Annotated in this window: 18 protein-coding genes; 8 read left to right on the top strand and 10 right to left on the bottom strand. The window is 71.8% G+C overall.

The features are described from left to right. Positions 1-770, bottom strand: a 770-nt coding sequence (locus IEY93_RS37865) for an MFS transporter (RefSeq protein WP_229690891.1), incomplete at its 3' end; no start/stop codon positions are given. Between the two features lie 269 nt (positions 771-1,039). Further along, positions 1,040-1,948: a hypothetical protein gene (locus tag IEY93_RS05730; RefSeq protein WP_189161902.1), complete on the bottom strand. Its 909-nt coding sequence runs from the start codon at positions 1,946-1,948 to the stop codon at positions 1,040-1,042. A gap of 211 nt (positions 1,949-2,159) precedes the next feature. Here IEY93_RS05730 and serA point away from each other — a divergent pair, with 211 nt between their 5' ends. From serA to cimA, 4 genes are all read left to right on the top strand, one after another. After that, on the top strand, positions 2,160-3,749 hold the full coding sequence (serA, locus tag IEY93_RS05725) for a phosphoglycerate dehydrogenase (RefSeq protein WP_189161901.1): 1,590 nt from the start codon (positions 2,160-2,162) through the stop codon (positions 3,747-3,749). A gap of 760 nt (positions 3,750-4,509) precedes the next feature. Beyond that, positions 4,510-5,574 carry a 3-isopropylmalate dehydrogenase gene (locus IEY93_RS05720; protein WP_189161900.1) on the top strand — a complete coding sequence of 355 codons (1,065 nt, stop codon included), beginning with the start codon at positions 4,510-4,512 and terminating at the stop codon, positions 5,572-5,574. Between the two features lie 205 nt (positions 5,575-5,779). Continuing rightward, positions 5,780-6,877, top strand: a complete 1,098-nt coding sequence (locus IEY93_RS05715; protein WP_189161899.1) for a branched-chain amino acid aminotransferase — start codon at positions 5,780-5,782, stop codon at positions 6,875-6,877. A 341-nt stretch (positions 6,878-7,218) separates the two neighbouring features. Next, positions 7,219-8,793, top strand: coding sequence for a citramalate synthase (gene cimA / locus IEY93_RS05710; protein ID WP_189161898.1), 1,575 nt, complete (start codon positions 7,219-7,221; stop codon positions 8,791-8,793). A 22-nt stretch (positions 8,794-8,815) separates the two neighbouring features. On the opposite strand, the gene IEY93_RS05705 is transcribed toward cimA, so the two are convergent. Together IEY93_RS05705 and IEY93_RS05700 are read right to left on the bottom strand one after the other, a co-directional pair. Next, positions 8,816-10,345 (bottom strand): nitrilase-related carbon-nitrogen hydrolase, encoded by a 1,530-nt coding sequence (locus IEY93_RS05705; RefSeq protein ID WP_189161897.1) that lies wholly within the window; start codon positions 10,343-10,345, stop codon positions 8,816-8,818. Continuing rightward, positions 10,329-10,910: a TetR/AcrR family transcriptional regulator gene (locus IEY93_RS05700; protein ID WP_189161896.1), complete on the bottom strand. Its 582-nt coding sequence runs from the start codon at positions 10,908-10,910 to the stop codon at positions 10,329-10,331. Before IEY93_RS05700 ends, IEY93_RS05705 begins: the two co-directional genes overlap by 17 nt. 381 nt (positions 10,911-11,291) lie before the next feature. On the opposite strand from IEY93_RS05700, the gene IEY93_RS05695 reads away from it, so the two are divergent. Further along, a complete protein-coding gene (locus IEY93_RS05695) occupies positions 11,292-11,699 on the top strand; it encodes an ATP-binding protein (protein ID WP_189161895.1) in 408 nt (135 codons plus the stop codon). Positions 11,700-11,714: 15 nt separating this feature from the next. On the opposite strand, the gene IEY93_RS05690 is transcribed toward IEY93_RS05695, so the two are convergent. After that, the gene (locus IEY93_RS05690; protein ID WP_189161894.1) at positions 11,715-11,939 is read right to left on the bottom strand and encodes a hypothetical protein; all 225 of its coding nucleotides are present in this window, start codon (positions 11,937-11,939) and stop codon (positions 11,715-11,717) included. A 79-nt stretch (positions 11,940-12,018) separates the two neighbouring features. Here IEY93_RS05690 and IEY93_RS05685 point away from each other — a divergent pair, with 79 nt between their 5' ends. Beyond that, entirely contained in the window at positions 12,019-13,494 is a 1,476-nt protein-coding gene (locus tag IEY93_RS05685; protein ID WP_203968359.1) for an aminotransferase-like domain-containing protein, read from the top strand. A gap of 61 nt (positions 13,495-13,555) precedes the next feature. On the opposite strand, the gene IEY93_RS05680 is transcribed toward IEY93_RS05685, so the two are convergent. The 5 genes from IEY93_RS05680 to IEY93_RS05660 form a co-directional block, all read right to left on the bottom strand. Next, positions 13,556-13,978, bottom strand: a complete 423-nt coding sequence (locus tag IEY93_RS05680; RefSeq protein ID WP_189161892.1) for a MaoC/PaaZ C-terminal domain-containing protein — start codon at positions 13,976-13,978, stop codon at positions 13,556-13,558. Continuing rightward, positions 13,962-14,945 (bottom strand): amidohydrolase family protein, encoded by a 984-nt coding sequence (locus tag IEY93_RS05675; protein ID WP_189161891.1) that lies wholly within the window; start codon positions 14,943-14,945, stop codon positions 13,962-13,964. The genes IEY93_RS05680 and IEY93_RS05675 overlap by 17 nt, the downstream gene beginning before the upstream one ends. A gap of 1 nt (position 14,946) precedes the next feature. After that, a complete protein-coding gene (locus IEY93_RS05670) occupies positions 14,947-16,308 on the bottom strand; it encodes a TrpB-like pyridoxal phosphate-dependent enzyme (protein WP_189161890.1) in 1,362 nt (453 codons plus the stop codon). A 23-nt stretch (positions 16,309-16,331) separates the two neighbouring features. Then, positions 16,332-17,675, bottom strand: a complete 1,344-nt coding sequence (locus tag IEY93_RS05665; protein WP_189161889.1) for an NAD(P)/FAD-dependent oxidoreductase — start codon at positions 17,673-17,675, stop codon at positions 16,332-16,334. Positions 17,676-17,756: 81 nt separating this feature from the next. Continuing rightward, positions 17,757-18,011: an acyl carrier protein gene (locus IEY93_RS05660; RefSeq protein WP_189161888.1), complete on the bottom strand. Its 255-nt coding sequence runs from the start codon at positions 18,009-18,011 to the stop codon at positions 17,757-17,759. Between the two features lie 254 nt (positions 18,012-18,265). Here IEY93_RS05660 and IEY93_RS05655 point away from each other — a divergent pair, with 254 nt between their 5' ends. Together IEY93_RS05655 and IEY93_RS05650 are read left to right on the top strand one after the other, a co-directional pair. Continuing rightward, complete coding sequence (locus tag IEY93_RS05655) at positions 18,266-19,393, top strand: acyl-CoA dehydrogenase family protein (protein WP_189161887.1); 1,128 nt, start codon at positions 18,266-18,268, stop codon at positions 19,391-19,393. Continuing rightward, entirely contained in the window at positions 19,393-20,853 is a 1,461-nt protein-coding gene (locus IEY93_RS05650) for an amino acid adenylation domain-containing protein (protein WP_189161886.1), read from the top strand. The genes IEY93_RS05655 and IEY93_RS05650 overlap by 1 nt, the downstream gene beginning before the upstream one ends. Positions 20,854-20,984: the final 131 nt, after the last annotated feature.

The following is a 20,984-nucleotide window of genomic DNA, read 5'->3' as shown; positions in this document are numbered from 1 at the left end:
TACGGCGCGCCGGCCAGCATCACCCCGACCGCCAGCGTCTGCGCGCTGGACAGGCCGAGCAGCCACAGGAACGGCCGGCTGGCGCGGGCCGCCGCGAGCTGGGTGCGCAGGCTCGCCTCCGGTTCGGCCGCGCCGGTCATCGGCGCGCGCGCGGTGCCGAAGAAGGAGGCCAGCATGGCGACGAGCAGGATCACCCCGAAGATGACGCCCATCAGCCGGTAGCCCTCGACCGTATGGGCCGCGATGATCGGGGCGAGGATCCCGCTCAGGGCGATCGAGAGCGCCACGAAGATCATGCGCCACTGCAGCAGCGAGGTGCGTTCGTGGTAGTCGCCGGTCATCTCGGCGGGCATCGCCTTGTAGGGCACCTCGTACAGCGCGTACCCGGTGGCGGCGATCAGGAAGAACAGGCCGACGAACAGCGCGGCGGGGGTGCCGGTGAGCGGAGGGCCGGAGAAGGTCAGCGCGAAGGACACGGGCAGTACCAGCGCCCCGGCGAGCAGCCACGGCCGCCGCGGACCCCAGCGCGAGACCGTGCGGTCCGACCACTGGCCGACCAGGGGATTGATGACCAGATCCCACGCCTTCGGCGCGAACACCACCACACCGGCCAGCCACGCCGGGACCGCGAGGATGTTGGTCATGTAGAACAACAGGAGCAGACCCGGGATGGCGGTGAACGTGGCGGTGCAGAAGGACCCCACGCCGTAACCGAGCCGCACGCTTCGCGAGACGGCCTGGACACCGGGCGCCGTCGTCGATTGGACCATTGCGCCATTAGAAACCGGCGAGCGCCCGCCTTGCCAGAGGTGCCCGGCCGCATCTCGGTGACGATCACACCCCGGGCACGTCACACGCCCCCCGGACGGCCCGCAAAGTCAGGAGCCGAAGTCAGGTTCGCGGATTCCCGCCGGCGCGGCGCCGACGGGAGGGGCCGTCGGATGGCCGGGAAGCGGCGTTGGGCCGGGTCTGATGCCTGGGCCGCGGGGGCCGGTCATGCCGTCCTTCGGCCGGGCCCGGGGAGGCCGGGCCCGGGAGGTCAGGAGTCGGAGACGTCGGCGCAGACGACGTGCGCGCCGAGTTCGATCATGCGGCGTTCGGTGTTGGCGTCCGCCACCCGGGCCATGAGCACCGGCGCCTCGCTGGCCGCGAGCTGCGGCAGGCGGGCGCGGACCATGCGGTGCAGGTCGCGGACGATGGCGTCGGCGTCACGGGTGTGCACCTTGACGTGCAGCATGATCCCCGAGGAGCCGGAGACCGTGCGGGCCTCGGAGATCCACACGTGGTGGACCAGCGGGAAGTCGCGCAGCAGCTCGGCGATCGCGAAGCGCAGCGCCGGGAGGATCGGGTGGGCGCAGCGCTTGTACCCCGGATCGACCTGCTGCATCGGCCCCGACAGGTGCGGGCGCGGCGCGGGGATCCAGGCCCGGGACGGCGCGTCCGGCATGCTCTGCGGCACCGGGGCGGTCAGCGTCTCGTTGCGCCCGTAGGGCGGCGTGCCGGACACCGTGCTCTGCGAGCTCTGCCGGGAGACCGACGCCATGGCGCCGGTCGCGTAGGCCGTCGGGGACGCGCTGGACAGGGCCGGCGTGTGCGGGACGCTGCGCGTGGCGGCGAGATAGCGTTGGAGGTCCTCGATGGGCACGGCCGCGGCTGCCGGGCCCGCGGCGTCGATGACGATCTCCCGTACGCCCGTCACGCGCTGGATGTCGAGGATGGTGTCGGCGTCGCAGGCCGACAGCGAGTGGTTGCCGCGGTGCCGGGCGTAGGTGCCGGGGCCGGTGTAGCCGAGGAGCACGCGCTCACCGGCCTGCGTCGTGCCGAGCACGACGGACCGGTCCGGCCGCACGGCCACCAGGATGCCCCACTCGGCAAGGGCCGCCAGGAGGCGGTGCGGGCTGCCGTGCTGCGCGAGCACTTCTCCGAGAGCGGGGTTCCCGATGCTCATACGACACACGATAGGTAGTCGGACACGGCTTATCAGCCTAATCGTCAAGAAATGTTGTGAGCAATACCAAGATGGCGGCTTGCGCGTGGAACGTGGCACACGTGGGTACGTCGGCGCGCCGTCTCGGATGCCGGACGCTCGTGAGCCCGTTCACATGCGCGGATAGACTCGAACCTTGTCCGTGCATCCGCACTTCCCAAAGGACCTACCCGTGAACAAGCCCGTCGTCCTGGTCGCAGAGGAGCTGTCCGAAGCGGGTCTCGCCGTGCTCGGGGCCGACTTCGAGGTCCGTCACACCGACGGCGCCGACCGCTCGCAGTTCCTGCCCGCCCTCGCCGAGGTGGACGCGCTGATCGTGCGCAGCGCCACCCAGGTGGACTCCGAGGCGCTCTCTCACGCGCCTCGCCTGCGCGTCGTCGCCCGCGCCGGGGTCGGCCTGGACAACGTCGACGTCGAGGCCGCCACCAAGGCCGGTGTCATGGTGGTCAACGCGCCGACCTCGAACATCGTCAGCGCCGCCGAGCACACCGTCGCCCTGATCCTGGCCAGCGCCCGCAACGTCGCCCAGGGCCACGCCGCGCTGAAGGGCGGGGAGTGGAAGCGCTCCAAGTACACCGGCGTCGAGCTCGACGAGAAGGTCATCGGCATCCTGGGTCTGGGCCGCATCGGCCAGCTCGTGGCGCAGCGCCTGGCCCCGTTCGGCGTCGAGCTGATCGCCTACGACCCCTACCTGCAGCCGGCCCGCGCCGCGCAGATGGGCGTCCGTCTGCTCTCCCTGGAGGAGGTGCTCCGGCAGGCCGACTTCATCACCGTGCACCTGCCGAAGTCCAAGGAGACCCTCGGGCTGATCGGCGAGCGTGAGCTGCAGATCGTCAAGCCGTCGGTGCGCATCATCAACGTCGCCCGCGGCGGCATCGTGGACGAGGCGGCGCTCTACGCCGCCGTCAAGGAGGGCCGGGTCGCGGGCGCGGGCATCGACGTGTTCGCCAAGGAGCCCTGCACCGACAGCCCGCTGTTCGAGCTGGATGCCGTCGTCGTCACTCCGCACCTCGGCGCCTCCACCCACGAGGCCCAGGAGAAGGCCGGCACGCAGGTCGCGCGCAGCGTCAAGCTCGCCCTGGCCGGCGAGTTCGTACCGGACGCGGTGAACGTCCAGGGCGGCGCCGTCGCCGAGGACGTCAAGCCGGGCCTGCCGCTCGCCGAGAAGCTCGGCCGGGTGTTCACCGCGCTCGCGGGCGAGGTGGCCACCCGCCTCGACGTCGAGATCCGCGGTGAGATCGCCGCGCAGGACGTGCGCGTGCTGGAGCTCGCGGCGCTGAAGGGCGTGTTCACCGACGTGGTCGAGGACGCCGTGACCTACGTCAACGCCCCGCTGCTCGCCAAGGACCGCGGTGTCACGGTCGAGCTGGTCACCAGCGACGAGAGCCCCGACTGGCGCAATGTCGTCACCGTCCGCGGCGTGCTGGCCGACGGCCGTACGGTGTCGGTGTCGGGCACGCTGTCCGGGCCGCGCCAGATCACCAAGATCGTCGAGGTCAACGGCTTCCAGATGGAGATCGAGCCGACCGAGCACCTGGCGTTCCTCACCTACACCGACCGGCCGGGCATCGTCGGCGTCGTGGGCAAGATCCTCGGCGAGCGCGAGGTCAACATCGCCTCCATGCAGGTGGCCCGGGACGCCAAGGGCGGCAAGGCGCTGATCGCGCTCACCGTCGACTCCGCCATCCCGGCCGAGGTCGTCGACCAGATCGTCCAGGAGATCGGCGCCGAGGGCGGCCGCACCGTCGACCTCGCCGACTGATCGTCACCGCGACGCCCCGCCGCCCGGCCTTCGCCGGCGCGGCGGCCGGCGGAGGTCTTCCGGCGCGCCGGCGCCGGGCCCGCGCGCCGCGCCGGTTCAAGGCCCGCGTACTGCGGAAAGGCTCGTCATCCGTCCGGGTGACGAGCTTTTCTTGTCTCAACAAGTGAGATAGTAGGTCGTCCTAGCAGACAGCTCGCGTACCGGCAGGTAACGTGGACGGTGATGACGCGCGAGGTGTTCGTACTCATTGCCCGCCACGGCGGGGCCTGATCAGGACAGGCCGGCGACCCGCCGTGGCGAATGCGCGTACGCCCGGCCGAGAACCTTGAACCTTCCGGCTCGACCGGCCCGTGACCCGGGCCCGGCCGGCCACCGGGATGCGGACGCGCGACCCGTGATCCGCCTGTTCCGGCCGATCGCCCACATCACCCATCACCCGATCCGTCGGGTCCCACCCTCCCGGCCCATCCGGCCCGACCCCGCCGGAGCATCCGTCCGGACGCGTGTCCCCGAACGCGCGCCCACCAGTGAATCGAGAACGAAGATGTACGACATGTATCCGTGGAGCCGTCCCGCCGAGGAGCATCACCGCGAGGACGAGACCCCCGACCCCGTGCAGACCGCGCTGGACCGCCGGGACAACGGCGGCGTGCCGCTCGGCTGACCGCCGTCACCTCCCGGCCGCCGGCCGCCGTGACACCGGCGTCCGGAAGCTGAGATCAGGTGTTCGACCATCGAGACGGACCGATAGGGTACGTGCATGCGGGATTCTCATGACATCCGTCTGGCCGTCATCCCGGGAGACGGCATCGGCGGCGAAGTGGTCGCAGAGGGGCTGAAGGTCCTCAACGCCCTGGGCCTGAAGGTCGAGACCACCACCTACGCCTTGGGCGCGGCCCATTACCACGCCACCGGCGAGACGCTGCACGACGAGACCCTCGCCGAGTTGCGGGGATATGACGCGATCCTGCTGGGCGCGATCGGCCACCCGAGCGTGCCGCCCGGCGTCCTGGAGCGCGAGGTGCTGCTCAAGCTCCGCTTCGAGCTCGACCACTACGTGAACCTGCGCCCGGTCAAGCTCTACCCCGGCGTCGAGACCCCGCTGGCCAAGGCCCGCCCCGAGGACATCGACATGATCGTCGTCCGGGAGGGCACCGAGAGCCTGTACGCCGGCGCCGGCGGCGTCATGCGCCGCGGCACCTCGCAGGAGATCGCCACGCAGGAGAGCTTCAACACCGCCTTCGGCGTCGAGCGCGTCGTGCGCTACGCGTTCGAGAAGGCGATGACCCGGCCCCGCAGGAAGCTCACGCTGGTCCACAAGACGAACGTCCTGACCTACGCGGGCGATCTGTGGGCCCGCGTCGTCGAGCGCGTCTCCGCCGAGTATCCCGAGATCACCACCGACTACTGCCATGTCGACGCCGCGTCGATGTTCTTCGTGACCGACCCGCAGCGGTTCGACGTGGTCGTCACCGACAACCTGTTCGGCGACATCCTCACCGACCTCGGCGCGGCCGTCGCCGGGGGCATCGGCCTGGCCGCCAGCGGCAACATCAACCCCGCCGCGCCGGGGTCGGACGCCTGGGCCCCGAGCATGTTCGAGCCGGTCCACGGCAGCGCCCCCGACATCGCCGGGCAGGACAAGGCCGACCCGACCGCCACCATCCTGTCCGTCGCCATGCTGCTCGACCACCTCGGCCGCACCGAGGAGGCCGCGCGCATCGAGCAGGCCGTCGCGGTCGACCTCGTCGAGCGCCAGGTCGACTGGGTCTCCCGCACCACGCGTGAGATCGGCGACGACATCACCGCACGAGTAACCGGCTAGGGGCCACCACCCCGACGCCGACCGACGCGCATGGTGGCCCATGGACGGGCCGCCGTGCGCGTTTTCGCGTACCTGGAGCACAACGCCCGTCCGGGGAGGCCATGTGGACACACTGCCATTTGTCCACTTGATGAAGTAGTTTCCCGTTACCGGGCCCGTCGCACAATGGATGAGGCGGGACCGACACAGCAGACAAGGATCGAACATGACCACCGCTCAGCAGCTCAGCTTCGACGTGCAGCTCTCCGACGCCGCTCGTACCCCGGCCGAGCGTGAGCGCGTACTGGCGGATCCGGGGTTCGGGCAGACGTTCACCGATCACATGATCAGCATCGACTACACCGAGGGGCGCGGCTGGCACGACGCCCGTCTCATGCCCTACGGGCCGCTCACCCTCGACCCGGCCACCTCGGTGTTCCACTACGCCCAGGAGCTCTTCGAGGGGCTGAAGGCCTACCGCCAGTCGAGCGGCTCGATCGTCGCCTTCCGCCCGTACGCCAACGCGGCCCGCTTCAACCGGTCGGCGGCCCGCATGGCCATGCCCGAGCTGCCCGAGGAGACCTTCGTCGAGTCCCTGGAACTGCTCGTCCAGACCGACCGCGACTGGGTGCCCACCACCGAGGGCCACAGCCTGTACCTGCGGCCGTTCATGATCGCCACGCAGTCGGGGCTGGGCGTGAACTACCCCTCGCGCACCTACAAGTACATGGTGATCGCCTCGCCGGCGGCGGCGTACTTCTCCGGCGGCGTCAAGCCGGTGTCGGTGTGGCTGTCCCAGGACTACACCCGCGCCGCTCCCGGCGGCACCGGCGCCGCCAAGTGCGGCGGCAACTACGCCGCGGCCTTCGTCGCCCAGCGGCAGGCCGTCGAGAACGGCTGTGACCAGGTCGTCTGGCTCGACGCCGCGGAGCACCGCTACGTCGAGGAGATGGGCGGGATGAACCTGTTCTTCGTCTACGGCGACCGTCTGCTGACCCCCGCGCTGACCGGCACCCTGCTGCCCGGCATCACCCGCGACTCTCTGCTCACCCTGGCCGCCGACCTCGGGCTGACCGCCGAAGAGGGCCGCCTGTCCATCGACGAGTGGCGGGCGGGCTGCGCGTCCGGCGAGCTGACCGAGGTCTTCGCCTGCGGCACGGCCGCCGTCATCACGCCGGTCGGCTCGGTCAAGGGCGTCGAGGGCGGCTGGACGATCGGCGACGGCGGCCCGGGCAAGCTCACCATGCGGTTCCGCGAGGAGCTCATGGGCGTGCAGTACGGCACCCGCCCGGACACGCACAACTGGGTCCACAAGATCTGCTGACCCCGCGTGGGCGCCCGGCCCGCCCCGGCCGGGCGCCGCTCACCCCACCGGCTCCGGGGCCGCTCGGTACGCCGATGTCGGTGGACCGTTGTGGCCGGTGGTGCGGAAGCGTCCGGATGGTGAGATCGATGTGCCACATGGTGAAGCCGTGTGGCACACTACGATGCATCATGTCCTACGGTCTGCTCATTATCAGCAGGCGCGCCGGCTAACAGGGACACCGCCGGCGCGCAGACCTCTCACGTCCGTGAGGGGTCTTTTTGTTTGGGCCGGAATCCCCGGACCAACGGGCGGACAGCGCGCGGCGGGCACAGACAGCACCCCGCGAAGGAGACGAGATCATGGCCGACGACCGGTTCCACGTGTACGACACGACGCTGCGCGACGGGGCGCAACAGGAGGGACTGTCCCTCAGCGTCGCCGACAAGCTCGTCGTGGCCCGCCACCTGGACTCCCTGGGGGTCGGCTTCATCGAGGGCGGCTGGCCCGGGGCCAACCCCAAGGACACCGAATTCTTCCGGCGAGCCCAGACCGAGCTCGACCTGAAGCACGCGCAGCTCGCCGCGTTCGGCGCGACCCGCCGGGCCGGAGTGAAGGCGGCCGACGACCCTCTGGTCGCCGCACTGCGCGAATCCGGCGCGCCGGTCGTGACCCTTGTCGCCAAGAGTCACGACCGGCACGTCGAACTGGCCCTGCGCACGACGCTGCAGGAGAACCTCGCGATGATCCGCGACACGGTCTCCCACCTGCGCGCCGAGGGTCAGCGGGTGTTCCTGGACGCCGAGCACTTCTTCGACGGCTACCGGTCCAACCCGGCGTACACGCTGGAGGTGCTACGCACCGCGGCGGAGGCCGGCGCCTCGGTCATCGCCCTGTGCGACACCAACGGCGGCATGCTGCCCGACGAGCTGGCCGACGTCGTCCACACGGCCGCCGGCACCGGCGCGCGCGTCGGCATCCACTGCCACGACGACACCGGCTGCGCCGTCGCCAACACCCTGGCCGCCGTCGCCGCGGGCGCCACCCACGTCCAGGGCTGCGCCAACGGGTACGGCGAGCGCTCCGGCAACGCCAACCTGTTCACCGTCATCGCCAACCTCCAGCTCAAGAAGGGCTTCGACCTGGTGCCGGCCGAGTCGCTGGCCGACATGACCCGCATCGCGCACGCGATCAGCGAGGTCACCAACGTCACGCCGAACTCTCACCAGCCCTACGTCGGCGTCTCGGCGTTCGCACACAAGGCCGGGCTGCACGCCAGCGCGATCAAGGTGGACCCGAACCTCTACCAGCACATCGACCCGGCGCGGGTCGGCAACGACATGCGCATGCTGGTCTCCGACATGGCCGGGCGGGCGTCGGTGGAGCTCAAGGGCAAGGCCCTCGGCTACGACCTGACCTCCGACCAGTCCCGCGAGCTGGTGGACCGGGTGAAGGACCTGGAGTCCCGCGGCCACACCTTCGAGGCCGCCGACGCGAGCTTCGAACTGCTGCTGCGCGACACGGTGAACGGCGACCGGCGCCGGCACTTCACCGTCGAGTCCTGGCGGGTCATCGTCGAGCGCCGCCCCGGCGCCGACGTGGTCAGCGAGGCCACGGTCAAGCTGCACGCCAAGGGCGAGCGCATCGTCGCCACCGGCGAGGGCAACGGCCCGGTCAACGCCCTCGACCGCGCCGTCCGTGCCGCCCTGGAGAAGCTGTACCCCGAGCTGGCCGAGGTCGAGCTGATCGACTTCAAGGTGCGCATCCTGGAGGGCACCCACGGCACCGGCGCGATCACCCGCGTCCTGGTCACCTCCAGCGACGCCAGCGGCGAGTGGGCCACGGTCGGCGTCGACGAGAACATCATCGAGGCCTCCTGGCAGGCCCTGGAGCAGGCCGTCACCTACGGCCTCCTCCGCGCGGGCCACGCCGCGTAGCGCTCGGCCCGCCGGGTTCGGCTCAGTCCCTTCGCGCGCCCTTCCGTCTCCCCGCCGCGATGAGCGGGGCGGCGAGGGCCGTGAGGAGGCAGAGCCAGGGGAACCAGTCGCCGAAGCGGGTGTAGAGGGTGGCTCCCGGGCCGGAGGGGACGGTGGCGGCGGCCATGGCGAAGGAGTCCTCGCCGGCTTCGGGGCTGGTCCTGGTCTCGGCGCGCACCCGTCCCCACGGGTCGGAGATCATCGGTACGCCGCGCTGGTCGGACCAGGCCACGGCCAGGCCGTTCTCCACGCCGCGCAGCAGCGCCGTACGGCTGTGCTGCCACCCGTCGACGTCCTCGTCAGAGGCCGGGACGGCCAGCAGCCGGGCCCCGGCGGCGGCGTAGTCACGGGTGGGGCGAGGGAAGTTGACGTCCCCGCAGACCACCATCCCGACCCTGGGGCTGCCCGGCAGGTAGGCGAGGGCGTGGCCGGTCCGGCTCAGCTGATCCATCCCGGCGTTCCACCTGTGGTACTCGGCCGGGGCGCCGCCGTCCGCCAGGACGGCCAGCGCGGAGTTGTACCGGATGCCCCCGGTGGTGTGGAGCAGGCCGATCACGATGTCGGCGCCCCGGGCGCGGGCCGCCCGCTCCATGGGGCCGAGGAGGGCGGGGAGGCTCGCGTCGTCGGCGGCGAACCCCGCCTCGGGCAGCACCACGATGCCGGAGCCCTCCGGGAGGCCGGCGATCTGCTCCGCGTAGGCCGCGACCAGCTCGCGGCCCTCCGGAGTCGCGACATCGGCCGCCCAGTGGCCCTGGTTCCGGGCGAGGACGACGACGTGCCGCGAGCCCTCGGCGGTGGGCGGGCCCTGCAGGCGGAGCGCCCCGTATCCGAGGGCGAGGGCCGATAGGGCCAGCCCGGCGGCTCCGGCGCGCAGCCGTGTGGCGGCGGGGATGCCGGGGGCGGAACAGGCGGCGATCGCGGCGGGCACGAGCAGGACGAGGTACTCGACGCCCCAGAACCCGGTCACCGAGGCGATCTGCACCACGGGAGTGACATCGGCCTGGGTCGTGGCCAGGGTGCCCATGACGCCCGAAGGGCTGGCCAGCGAGGCGAGATGGAGCACGCCGACCCAGGCGGCGGGGGCCGCGAGCGTGGCGAGCACGGCGCGCCCACGGACGAGCAGGGCGCGGAAGAGCAGCACCGCCACCGCGAACAGGACCGAGCCGCCGATGAGGATGCTCAGGGCGGCCGGCAGCGGGACGGCGAGGGAGGGGCGCGGGCGCAGGAAATAGTCCCAGCTGTTCGCGCTGCCGGCCAGGTAGGCCAGGAACGCGAGCGCTGTGGCCCGGCGGGCGCTCACCCGCGGGGCGAGCAGCAAGATCGGTAGTGGGGCGATCCACGTCAGCGCCGCGACGGGGGACAGGCCCGTGCCGAGGTACAGCAGGGCCGCCGAGCACGCGGCGGCCGCCCACGACCAGGCCTCGCTCGTCCCTCCACCGCCCTGACCGGGGGCCGGGCGAGGGCCGGCCGGTCGCGGTGGGCTGTTCTCTGGTGCGCTAAGACGTGAGTCCATCGAGCATCCTTCTTGCTGAGCGCTCGCACAGGGAGCGGAAGTCCTCTTCTGACATGCCGATGCGCCGGCCGAGATAGAGCTGGACGAGGCCCTGGGTCTGCGCGGTGAGGGCCAGCGCCACCTCCAGGGGGTCGTCCGGCCGCAGGATCCCCAGGCGCATCCCCTCTTCGATGCCCCGGACGATCTGGCTGAACGGGGGCGCGTCGCCGCTGCGGTAGTCCTCGGGGAAGCGGCGGGCCTGGTCCCGCTCGTCCGTCATCAGGAACGTGTACAGGTGCGGGGTGCCGAGCGCGAAGTCGAGGAAGTCGTCGAGCAGGCCGAACATCCGGCCGTCCCAGTCGTCACCCCGGCTGCGCCTGCCCCAGTGCTGGGCCAGGTCACGGAAGGAGGTCTCGGCGACGGCTCGCAGCAGCGCGTCCCTGTTGGGGTAGTGGCGGTAGATCGCCATGGGCGTGATGCCGGCGGCCTCGGCCACCCGCCGCATGCTGACCGCGTCGGCCCCCTGCTCGACCAGAATCGCCCGCGCCGCCGCCGCGATGCGTCCGGCGGTCTGTCCCTCCGTCATGTCTACACCGTATACCAGCCACGTCTACGCCGTACACATCGACGGTGATCGAGGGGTTCACCGCCGGGCTTGCGGTGGACATCGCACTGCGGCAGGTCCCCGCGCTGCTCGGCGTGGCGGCCGGAGGCGCGCAAGGAGGTCCGGCGGGCGGAGGTCCCGACGGTGACGCGGGCGCCCGTCGAGGTCGGCCTGTACCCCTCCTTTTTCTGGGACATCGGGCTTCCCGGGCCATGCCCGCCGTCTCCCGTACCCCAGCGTCACCCCTATGTGGCGACCAGATGTACCGGATCGGCTACCAGGGGTAGTGGCCGGTTGCCATGCTGGTGGGACGGGCCCGTGAGGGCGCGCGTACGTTCGGGGCGGGCGAGAAGGTGTCTGCGCATGGCGGTGGGTCGGCTGTTGGGCGTTACCGAGCTGACCGGTTCTCCGGAATCGGTGGGCCGGGCCCGGGAGTACGTGCGGCGGAAGCTGGGCGACGCCCACCCGGCCGTCGACGATGTGACCCTGCTGGTCTCCGAGGTCGTGACCAACGCCATCCTGCACTCCGACTCCGGGGACGGCGGCACGGTGACGCTGGCCCTCACCGACTGCGACGAGTACGTCCACGTGGACGTCGTGGACGCCGGAGGCCGGGGCGCGCCCCGGCTGTGCGGCGAGAGCCTGGCCGAGGGCGGCCGGGGGCTGATGCTCGTCGACCTGATCTCCGAGCGCTGGGACGTGCGCGCGGACGAGGCCGGCCGGACCGTCTGGTTCGACGTGAAGTACAAGCAGGACGGCGACGACCTCTAGCCGCGCGGGCCGCCGTCAGGCCTTGCGGGGGACGGTGGACACGCGCCGCCTCGCCTCGCGTCCGGCGGCGGGCACGGCCTCGGCGGCCTTCTCCGGCCGGGCGTGGCGTAGCGAGGTCACCTCGGCGGGAAAGCGCTCGGTGGGCTGCCAGTCGCGGCCGTCCCGGGTGTCGGCGCCGTAGCGAGAAGCGATCACGGCGAGTAACGCGGTGGCGGCCAAGATGATCAGAAGATTGGTCATTTGCCCGATCCATTCTGTTGCCTGAGCTATCCACTCTTGGCATGGTGGGGGGCAATGGCCAGATCCAATGGAAGGCCCAATGGATCGATTTTCCACGGAACGTGACGTCGTACCACTGCTCGGTGACTGGGCGGCCCGTCCCGGGCCGCTCTATCGCAGCCTGGCCGGTGCGCTGACCAGAGCGGTGCACGACGGCGCGCTGGCACCGGGTGATCGGCTGCCCGCCGAGCGCAGGCTGGCGCGGACGCTGGGCGTGAGCAGGGCGACCGTGGTGGCGGCGTACGAGGAACTGCGCGGCGGCGGGCTGCTGGTGAGCCGCCAGGGGAGCGGCACCCGCATCGCACCGGACCTCCGCGTCCGGCCGCCGGCGGCCGACGGGCGGGTCCCCGGCGGCACCGCCACGACGATCTTCCAACGCCTGATCGACGGCCCGGGCGAGCTGATCTCCATGGCGGTCGCGGCGGGCGGCGCCGTGCCCCAGCTCGCCGACGTGCTGCGCGAGCTGGTCCGCGACGACCTCGACGACCTGCTGGCCGACCACGGCTACCACCCCGGCGGGCTGCCCGCCCTGCGGGTCGCGATCGCCGCCCACCTCACCGGCACGGGCCTGCCCACCGCGCCCGAGGAGGTGCTGGTGACCACCGGGGCGCACCAGGGGCTCGTCCTGGTGACCCAGCTCTACCTCGCCCCCGGAGCCACCGTGGTGGTCGAGTCGCCCAACTGGCCGGGATGCCTGGACGTGTTCCGGTCCGCCGGGGCCCGGCTGGTCACCGTGCCGCTGGACGACGAGGGCCCCTCCGTCGCCGCGCTCGGCGCCGTCCTCCGCGAGCGCGCGCCCGCGCTGCTGTACCTCATGCCGACCTACCACAACCCGACCGGGCTGCTGATGTCGGCGACACGGCGGCGCAGGATCGCCGAGCTGGCCGCCGTACACGGCGTGCCCGTCCTGGAGGACAACGCCTCCATGACGTACCACTCCGAGTCGGGGGACGCGCCGCCGCCGCTGGCCGCGTACGCGCCGCCGGGTGCGGAGATGCTGTCCCTGGGCTCGCTGGCCAAGGCCGTGTGGGGCGGGCTGCGCATCGGCTGGGTGCGCGGGCCCGCCGAGATCGTGCAGCGGCTGGCCCGGCGCAAGGTCCTCGCCGACATCGCGAGCCCGGTGCTCGACCAGGCGCTCGCCGCGCGGCTGCTGCCCCGGCTGGAGGAGATCCTGGCGGTGCGGTCCGGCGAGCTGCGCCGGCGGCTCGACCACATCGACGGGCTGCTGCGGGAGCGGCTGCCGAGCTGGCGCTGGCGGCGCCCGGACGGCGGCGGCGCGCTGTGGGTGGAGCTGCCGGGGGTGAACGCCGTGGCGTTCGCCCAGGTGGCGGCCCGCTACGGCGTCGACGTGGTGCCCGGCGCCGCGATGGACCCCGACGGCGGGCACCACAGCCACCTGCGGCTGCCGTACACCTTCCCGCCCGAGACCCTCGACGAGCTCGTCCACCGGCTCGCCCGCGCCTGGGCCGAGTTCGAGCGCCACGGCCCCGTCCCGGCCGTCCGGGTCATCGTCTGACCGCGATGGCGCAGGAGACCGCCTTCTCGCCCGGCCCTTCGAAGGCCCCGCTCCGGGCCGGTCACCCCTCCCGTCTGCGCATCAGGCCGTACAGCGTGACGCGCATGACCGGCCGGTCCCCCTCGTCCACGAACTCGCCCCGCTGCTGCAGGATGCCGCAGTCCGGCCGGGTGAGCGAGGGCGCGACCCCGGTCACGGTGACCCGGCCGGACAGGACGTCGCCGGGGCGGACCGGCCGGAGCCAGCGCAGCTCGTCCACGCCCGGCGAGACCTCGGCGGCGGAGTGCCGCAATACCCCGTCCGCGTAGAGCCGCATGAACATCGCCGTCACATGCCAGCCGCTGGCGATGAGGTCACCCGGCTCCAGATGGCGGGGCTGGGGATCATAGGCGCGGGCGAACCGCACGATCTCGGTGCGGGACACCTTCACGGTGCCGAGCTCGTAGGCGTCCCCGATGGCGAAGTCCTCAAAGGTGAGCTGCATCGGCCGCCCCCCTCTGACGCGCGTCCGTCCCGCCGGCCAGGCGCGGGAACAGGGCGAGGGCGTTGCCGGTGAGGTCGAGGCCGGCCACGTCCTCCAGGTGCCGCCGGGTGGCGGCGACCACCGTGTCGTTCATGAACGGGTAGTCCGTGCCGAACAGGATGTTGCGGTCGCCGGTCACCTCGCGCAGGCAGGCCAGCGTCGCGGGCGAGGCGGACTGCGCCGTCTCGTAGTACAGCCGTCGCAGCTCGCCCGGCACGTCCACCCCGGCGTCCGGCAGCACCCAGGTGCCGGCCAGTTCGAGCCGCCAGGACAGGAACGGCACCACCCCGCCCGCGTGCGCGAGGATGAACCGGATGTCGGGATTGCGGCTCAGTGTGCCGCCGAACAGCATGTTCGCCACCGCACGCGCGGTGTCCATGACGAAGTCGACGAGCGGGGGCGGTACGGCGGAGGCGAAGCCCGGACCGCCGGCGCAGGAGCACCGGGAGGAGGGGTTCGGGTGGACGAAGACCACCGCCCCGCGGTCGTTGAGCTCGGCGAAGACCCGGTCGAACGCCGGGTCGCCCAGATAGCGGCCGTCGGGCAGGCTGGTGCTCAGCACGACGCCGTCCAGGCCGAGGACGTCGAGCGCGTACTCGATCTCCGCCAGGCTCGCCTCGACGTCCGGCAGGGGCAGCGAGGCGAGCGCCGCGAACCTGCCGGGATGTTCGCGCACCACCTCGGCCGACCAGGTGTTGATGTCCCTGACCAGCGGCGCCACGTCCTGCTGTAGCGCATCGCCGGGCAGAAGCACCGACAGCACCGCCGCCCGGATGCCGCTGCCGTCCATGACCCGCAGCGCTTCGGTGGCCGTCCACGCCGGGAGGGGGACGCCCGGAGCCATGTGCGTCACTCCCCTCCGGCGCAGTTCGGCGATCAGCGGCGGGTGGTAGGCGTGGTGGTGCACGTCGATCCAGCCGCGGCTCATCTCACGCTCGCAGAGTCGCCGGGAGCTCGCTCAACGCCTCGTCCAGTTGTTCCTGGGGGAGCGGAAGGTCCTCCAGCCGACCGGCCAGGTAGGCGTCGAAGGCCGCGAGGTCGAAGTTGCCGTGCCCGCTGAGCCCGAACAGGATCGTGCGCTCCTCGCCCGCCTCCTTGGCCGCGAGCGCCTCCTGCACGGCGCCGCGCAGGGCGTGCGCGGACTCGGGTGCGATGACGAAGCCCTCGTGGCGGGCGAAGCGGACGGCTTCGGCGAACACCTCGTTCTGCTGGTAGGCCCGCGCCTCGACGTGCCCCTTGTCGTGCAGCGCGCACAGGGTCGGCGCGTCGCCGTGGAAGCGCAGCCCGCCCGCGTGGATCGGCGCCGGGATGAAGTTGTGCCCGACGGTCCGCATGGGCAGCAGCGGGCCGAGCCCGGCGGTGTCGGGATAGTCGTAGCCGTAGACGCCGCGGGTGAGCGTGGGGCAGGCGGCCGGCTCGGCGGCCACGAAGCGGGTAGCGGCACGCGATCCGGAGAGCCGGTCGGCCATGAACGGGAAGGCCAGGCCGGCGAAGTTGGACCCGCCGCCCACGCAGCCGATGACCACATCGGGATAGTCCCCGGCCATCTCCAGCTGGCGCTGGGCCTCCAGGCCGATGACGGTCTGGTGCAGCACCACGTGGTTCATCGCCGAGCCGAGCGCGAACCTGGTGTCGTCGTGGGCGAGCGCGTCCTCGACGGCCTCGCTGATGGCCATGCCGAGGCTGCCGGGCGAGTCGGGGTCCTTGGCCAGGACGTCCCGGCCGGCCTGGGTGCGCTCGCTCGGGGAGGCGAACACCTCGGCCCCCCAGGTGTGCATGAGGGAGCGGCGGTAGGGCTTCTGGTGGTAGGACGCCTTCACCATGTACACCGTGACGCCGACGCCGAACAGGCTGCCCGCGAAGGACAACGCCGAGCCCCACTGCCCCGCCCCGGTCTCGGTGGTCACCCGCCGGACGCCCTCGTTGCTGTTGTAGAACACCTGCGGGACGGCGGTGTTGGGCTTGTGCGAGCCGGCGGGCGAGACGCCCTCGTACTTGAAGTAGATCTTGGCCGGCGTGCCGAGGGCCTTCTCCAGCCGGTCGGCCCGGTACAGCGGCGTCGGCCGCCACATCCGGTAGATGTCGCGCACCGGCTCGGGGATCTCGATCCACCGGTCCTGGGCGAACTCCTGCTCGATCACCGTCCGGGGCAGCAATGGCGCGAGGTCGTCCGGCCGCAGGGGCTCATGGGTGACCGGGTGCAGGTACGGCGGGAGCGGAGCGGGCAGATCGGGCAGGATGTTGTACCACTGCCGGGGCAGAGCGTCCTCGGTCAGGATGAACTTCTTCACGGTTCTCCGATCCTCGCGTCGTCCTAGAACATCGGTGCGGCGCTGGGCGCGCGCAGGGTGCCGAGATACTTGTGCCAGAGGTGGTCGGGGTTCTCCTCGACCTGGCGGGTGATCTCGCGCATCTTGGTCAGCGCCGTGGGCTCCCCGCCGTCGTAGACGTCGCCCTGCAGCATCTTCAGCACGTCCAGCCGGTACCTCGGGTCGGCGACGAACGCGGTGAACAGGATGTTCAACCGGTAGTAGATGGAGATGAACTCGTACCAGTTGCGCACGGCGTTGCGCAGCCGGCCCTCGTAGGCGGCGAAGGACGCCTTGCCGAAGTCGCCCTTCTCCGCGGCGGCGATGATGTCGTAGGAGGCGATGCGGGCGCCGTTCATCGCGACGCTGACTCCACTGGAGAAGATCGGGTCCACGAAGCGCGCCGCGTCCCCGATCATCAGCCAGCCGTCGCCGCAGATCTCCCGCATGGCGTAGCTGTAGTCGCCCTCGGGCTTGAACGGCCGCACCTGCTTGCTTGCGCGCAGTGCCGCACCGAGCTCCGGCCGGCTGTCCACACACTCCCAGAAGAACGCCTCACGGTCGGTTCCGGCGGCGCTGAAGTGCTTCTTCTGGGTGACCACGCCGACGCTGGTGACGGTGTCGGTGATCGGGATCTGCCACACCCAGGTGTCGGTGATGGGCAGGAAGTGGATGAAGATGAAGTCGGCCTGCTCCTTGTTCACCGCGAGCGCCGTCCGGTCGAGCCCGTCGAACCAGGTGTGCACGGCGTACTGGTTGAACACCGGGTCGGCCACCTTCAGTTTGAGCTGCCGCCCGAGGAAGGTGCCGCGCCCACTGGCGTCGACCACCATCCGGGCGGTCACCTCCACCTCCTTGCTCCCCATCGGGAAGACGACCTTCGGCCGCGGCCCGGAGAAGTCGACCCGCCGCACCCGGACGCCCTCGTACACCTTGGCGCCCAGGGACTCGGCGTGCTGGAGCAGCAGCAGATCGAACTGGCCGCGGTCGACGTGGTAGGTGTAGTCCTGGTTCACCCCGGCCTGGTCGCGCTCGTTGAACTCGATCTCGGCGGCCCGGAAGCCGTGGGACAGCTCGAAGCCGAGGGTCGGGATCGCCGACTCGGCCGCCGAGGTCCACGCCGCCCCGTACTTCTTGGGGAATCCCGCGGCCTCGACCTTCGCCAGCGCGCCGATGTCGGACAGCACCGGCGTCGTGGCCGGGATGAGCGACTCGCCCACGTGCTCGCGCGGGAAGAGCGAGCTCTCGAACACCGCACAGGACAGACCGGCCTGTGCCAGGTAGGAGGCGACGGTGGACCCCGCAGGACCGCCTCCGATCACCGCGACGTCGAAGTCGGCATCGGACATCGTGCATCTCCCCTCATGGACGGGTGCGCCGGCCCGGAACCGGGCAGGTGGTCGACGGGTACGTGGTCGGCGGGTACGCCGTCATCCGCCGCCGAGCCCGGCGACGAGCCTGCTGATGCTCCGCAGGTCCTTGAAGTTCTCGCCCAACATGGCGTCGAACGGAATCTCCACCCCGAACTGCTCCCGGATGAAACCCACCAGGCGGGTGGTGGTCAGCGAATTGAGAATGCCCCACTCGAGCAACGGCGTGTCCAGCTCTATCTGGACGTCCGAGGCATCGAGAATGCGTTCCGTCAGGTATTTGCGGATGAGATCGGCGACCGCTGACTCGTTCATCTCACTCCCGTCCGGCAGGCGGCGACTGGGCGGCACCGGATGAGACTACGAAGCCCCGGCGGGGCTGTCCTCGCGCCAAATGCTGAACTTCCGTCCGCCGGGCCCCGCAATTCGGCCCATCCGGCGCCCGCCGCACGGGCCGGTCGCTCATCATTTCGGCGGGGACCGTAATGATGAGCCGGCCCGATCGCCGGGCCGGGCCGCGGCAGAAAGGCTGAGGACAGCGGAGGCGGCCGAACCTAGGCTTGCGGCTCGTGGATTTCGCCTGGGATGACGACCGGCAACGGCGATACGAGCTGATCTGGAAAGAGACGAGCACCTGGCCGGCGGTGGAGGCCGGCCATTTCGGCCGCGGCGAGTGGGCGCGGTGCGCCCGGCTCGGGCTGACCGGCCTGTCGGTTCCCGCCGAATACGGCGGCGGCGGACTGGACTTCCTCGGCACCGCGCGTACGGTCGAGGCGTTCGGCCGCGGGTGCCCCGACATGGGGCTGGTCTTCGGCGCCATGGCGCACCTGTTCGCGTGCGCGATGCCGATCGCCGAACACGGTGGAGCGCAGGCCCGTGAGCGGCTGCTCCCCGGGCTGTGCTCCGGCGCGCTGATCGGTGCGAACGCCATCACCGAGGAGGGCGCGGGGTCGGATGTGACCGCGCTGAGCGCGAGGGCCGTACGGGACGGCGAGCACTATGTGATCAGCGGGGTCAAGTCCTTCGTGAGCAACGCGCCGGTCGCCGATGTCTTCCTGGTCTACGCCAAGACCCAGCCTGCCTTCGGCCACCTCGGCGTCAGCGCCTTCGCCGTCACCCGGGACACGCCGGGTCTGTCCGTCGGCGAGCCGTTCGACAAGGTGGGCCTGGACAGCTGCCCCGCCGCCGAGATCAGACTGGACGAGTGCCGCGTCCCGGCCGCGCAGCTGCTGGGCAGGGAGGGACAGGGCGCGGCGATCTTCCAGTCGTCCATGCGCTGGGAGCGCACCTGCCTGTTCGCCGCCTACTTGGGACGGATGCAGCGGCTGCTGGACCGCTGCGTCTCGCACGCGGTCGGCCGCCGGCAGTTCGGTCGCCGCATCGCCGACAACCAGGCGGTCTCCCATCGCCTGGCCCGGGCGCGGCTGCGGCTGGAGGCGGCGCGGTTGCTGCTGTGGCAGGCGTGCTGGCGGCTCGACCAGGGGGAGCCGGCCGTGCTCGACGTCGCCATGGCCAAGCTCGCGATCAGCGAGGGCGCGGTGGAGGCGGGGCTCGACGCCATGCGGATCCTGGCGGGCGCGGGCGTCCGCGCCGACGGCGGCGTCGAGCGCGAGCTTCGGGACGCGTTGCCGGCCACCGTCTTCTCCGGGACCTCCGAGATCCAGCTCGAACAGATCGCCAAGGAGTTGGGGCTGTGATGCTGCACGAACTGGTGCGTGACAGCGCGCGCCGCGCGCCGGAGGCGACCGCCGTCGTGGCGGGCGACCGCACTCTCACCTACGGGGAGCTGGACGCGGAGGCCGACCGCCTGGCGGGCACGCTCGCGGCGGCGGGTGTCCGGCGCGGCGACCGGGTGCCGATCTGGCTCGACAAGTCGGCCCGGGCGGTCGTCGCCATGCAGGCGGTGCTGCGCCTCGGCGCGGCCTACGTTCCCATCGACCCGCTCAGCCCCGCCGATCGGGCCGTCGCCCTGATCAGGGACTGCGCGCCCGCCGCCGTGGTCACCACCGAGCCCCGCCGCCTGACGCTGGCCGGTCACGACGTGGCCGTCCCCTGCCTGACCGGCGACGAACCGCCCGCCCGGCCGGCCGGGCCGCCGTCCGACCCCGGCGGGTCACCCGGCGACCTCGCCTACATCCTCTACACCTCAGGTTCGACCGGCGTGCCCAAGGGAGTGTGCCTGTCCCACCGCAACGCGCTCGCCTTCGTGGACTGGGCCGCCGCCGAGCTGCGGGCAGGTCCCGGCGACCGCTTCGCCAACCACGCCCCGTTCCACTTCGACCTGTCGGTGCTGGACCTGTACGTCGCCTTCCGGGCGGGGGCGTCGGTCCACCTGGTGCCGCAGGAGACGGCCTACGCTCCGCGCCTGCTCGTCGAGTTCCTCACCGGGCGGCGTATCACCGTGTGGTACTCGGTGCCGTCCGCGCTGATCCTGATGGCCAGGGACGGCGGTCTGCTCGACGTGCACCCGCCGGACCTGCGCGTCCTGCTGTTCGCCGGCGAACCCTATCCGGTGGCCCACCTGCGCCGGCTGCGCGAGCACCTGCCCGGCGTGCGCTTCCTCAACCTCTATGGCCCGACCGAGACCAACGTGTGCACCTTCTACGAGGTGGACTCGCTTCCTGCGGACCGCACCGTCCCGGTGCCGATCGGCCGCGCCTGCTCGGGTGACCGGGTGTGGGCGGTCCGCGAGGACGGGCGGGTGGCCGGGCCCGGCGAGGAGGGCGAGCTGGTCGTGGACGGGCCGACGGTGATGCTCGGCTACTGGGGGCGCCCGCCGCAGGACGGGCCGTACGCGACCGGCGACCGCGTGGTGCTGGGGGACGACGGCGACTACCGGTTCCTGGGCAGACGCGACGCCCAGGTCAAGGTGCGCGGCCACCGGGTCGAGATCGGGGAGATCGAGTCGGTGCTCCAGTCGCATCCCGCGATCAGCGACGCCGTGGTGGTGCTGACCGGCAGCGGGATCGACGCCCGGCTGGTGGCCTACCTCGTCCCCGCCGATGAGCGGCGGCCGGACCTGCTGGAGATCAAACGCCACTGTGCGGCGGCGCTCCCCCGCTACATGATCGTCGACACGGTGAACTATGTCGACGCGCTGCCGCGCACTCCCAACGGCAAGGTCCACCGGCGCCGGCTCGCGGCCGGCACCTGGTGACCCCGCTCTCGGCGGACGCGGTCGAGAGCGATCACGCCTCGCCCGCGGCCGCTGTCCGGCGCCGCAGGATCGCCCTCTCGTACCTTCTCACCGCGGTGCTGCCCGCCCTGCTCGCACTCGGCCTGCTCGTG

The sequence above is a fragment of the Sphaerisporangium melleum genome (genome assembly GCF_014646695.1).
GTDB lineage: Bacteria > Actinomycetota > Actinomycetes > Streptosporangiales > Streptosporangiaceae > Sphaerisporangium > Sphaerisporangium melleum.
The sequence above is the reverse complement of the archived record's forward strand: the minus strand, read 5'-3'. Positions and strand labels throughout refer to the sequence as shown.

Excerpts from the sequence above, each read along its gene's own strand:
- IEY93_RS05730 (WP_189161902.1), bottom strand. The coding sequence starts at position 1,948 with ATGAGCATCGGGAACCCCGCTCTCGGAGAAGTGCTCGCGCAGCACGGC.
- IEY93_RS05720 (WP_189161900.1), top strand. The coding sequence starts at position 4,510 with ATGCGGGATTCTCATGACATCCGTCTGGCCGTCATCCCGGGAGACGGC.
- IEY93_RS05715 (WP_189161899.1), top strand. The coding sequence starts at position 5,780 with ATGACCACCGCTCAGCAGCTCAGCTTCGACGTGCAGCTCTCCGACGCC.
- cimA (WP_189161898.1), top strand. The coding sequence starts at position 7,219 with ATGGCCGACGACCGGTTCCACGTGTACGACACGACGCTGCGCGACGGG.
- IEY93_RS05705 (WP_189161897.1), bottom strand. The coding sequence starts at position 10,345 with ATGGACTCACGTCTTAGCGCACCAGAGAACAGCCCACCGCGACCGGCC.
- IEY93_RS05700 (WP_189161896.1), bottom strand. The coding sequence starts at position 10,910 with ATGACGGAGGGACAGACCGCCGGACGCATCGCGGCGGCGGCGCGGGCG.
- IEY93_RS05695 (WP_189161895.1), top strand. The coding sequence starts at position 11,292 with ATGGCGGTGGGTCGGCTGTTGGGCGTTACCGAGCTGACCGGTTCTCCG.
- IEY93_RS05690 (WP_189161894.1), bottom strand. The coding sequence starts at position 11,939 with ATGACCAATCTTCTGATCATCTTGGCCGCCACCGCGTTACTCGCCGTG.
- IEY93_RS05685 (WP_203968359.1), top strand. The coding sequence starts at position 12,019 with ATGGATCGATTTTCCACGGAACGTGACGTCGTACCACTGCTCGGTGAC.
- IEY93_RS05680 (WP_189161892.1), bottom strand. The coding sequence starts at position 13,978 with ATGCAGCTCACCTTTGAGGACTTCGCCATCGGGGACGCCTACGAGCTC.
- IEY93_RS05675 (WP_189161891.1), bottom strand. The coding sequence starts at position 14,945 with ATGAGCCGCGGCTGGATCGACGTGCACCACCACGCCTACCACCCGCCG.
- IEY93_RS05665 (WP_189161889.1), bottom strand. The coding sequence starts at position 17,675 with ATGTCCGATGCCGACTTCGACGTCGCGGTGATCGGAGGCGGTCCTGCG.
- IEY93_RS05660 (WP_189161888.1), bottom strand. The coding sequence starts at position 18,011 with ATGAACGAGTCAGCGGTCGCCGATCTCATCCGCAAATACCTGACGGAA.
- IEY93_RS05650 (WP_189161886.1), top strand. The coding sequence starts at position 19,393 with ATGCTGCACGAACTGGTGCGTGACAGCGCGCGCCGCGCGCCGGAGGCG.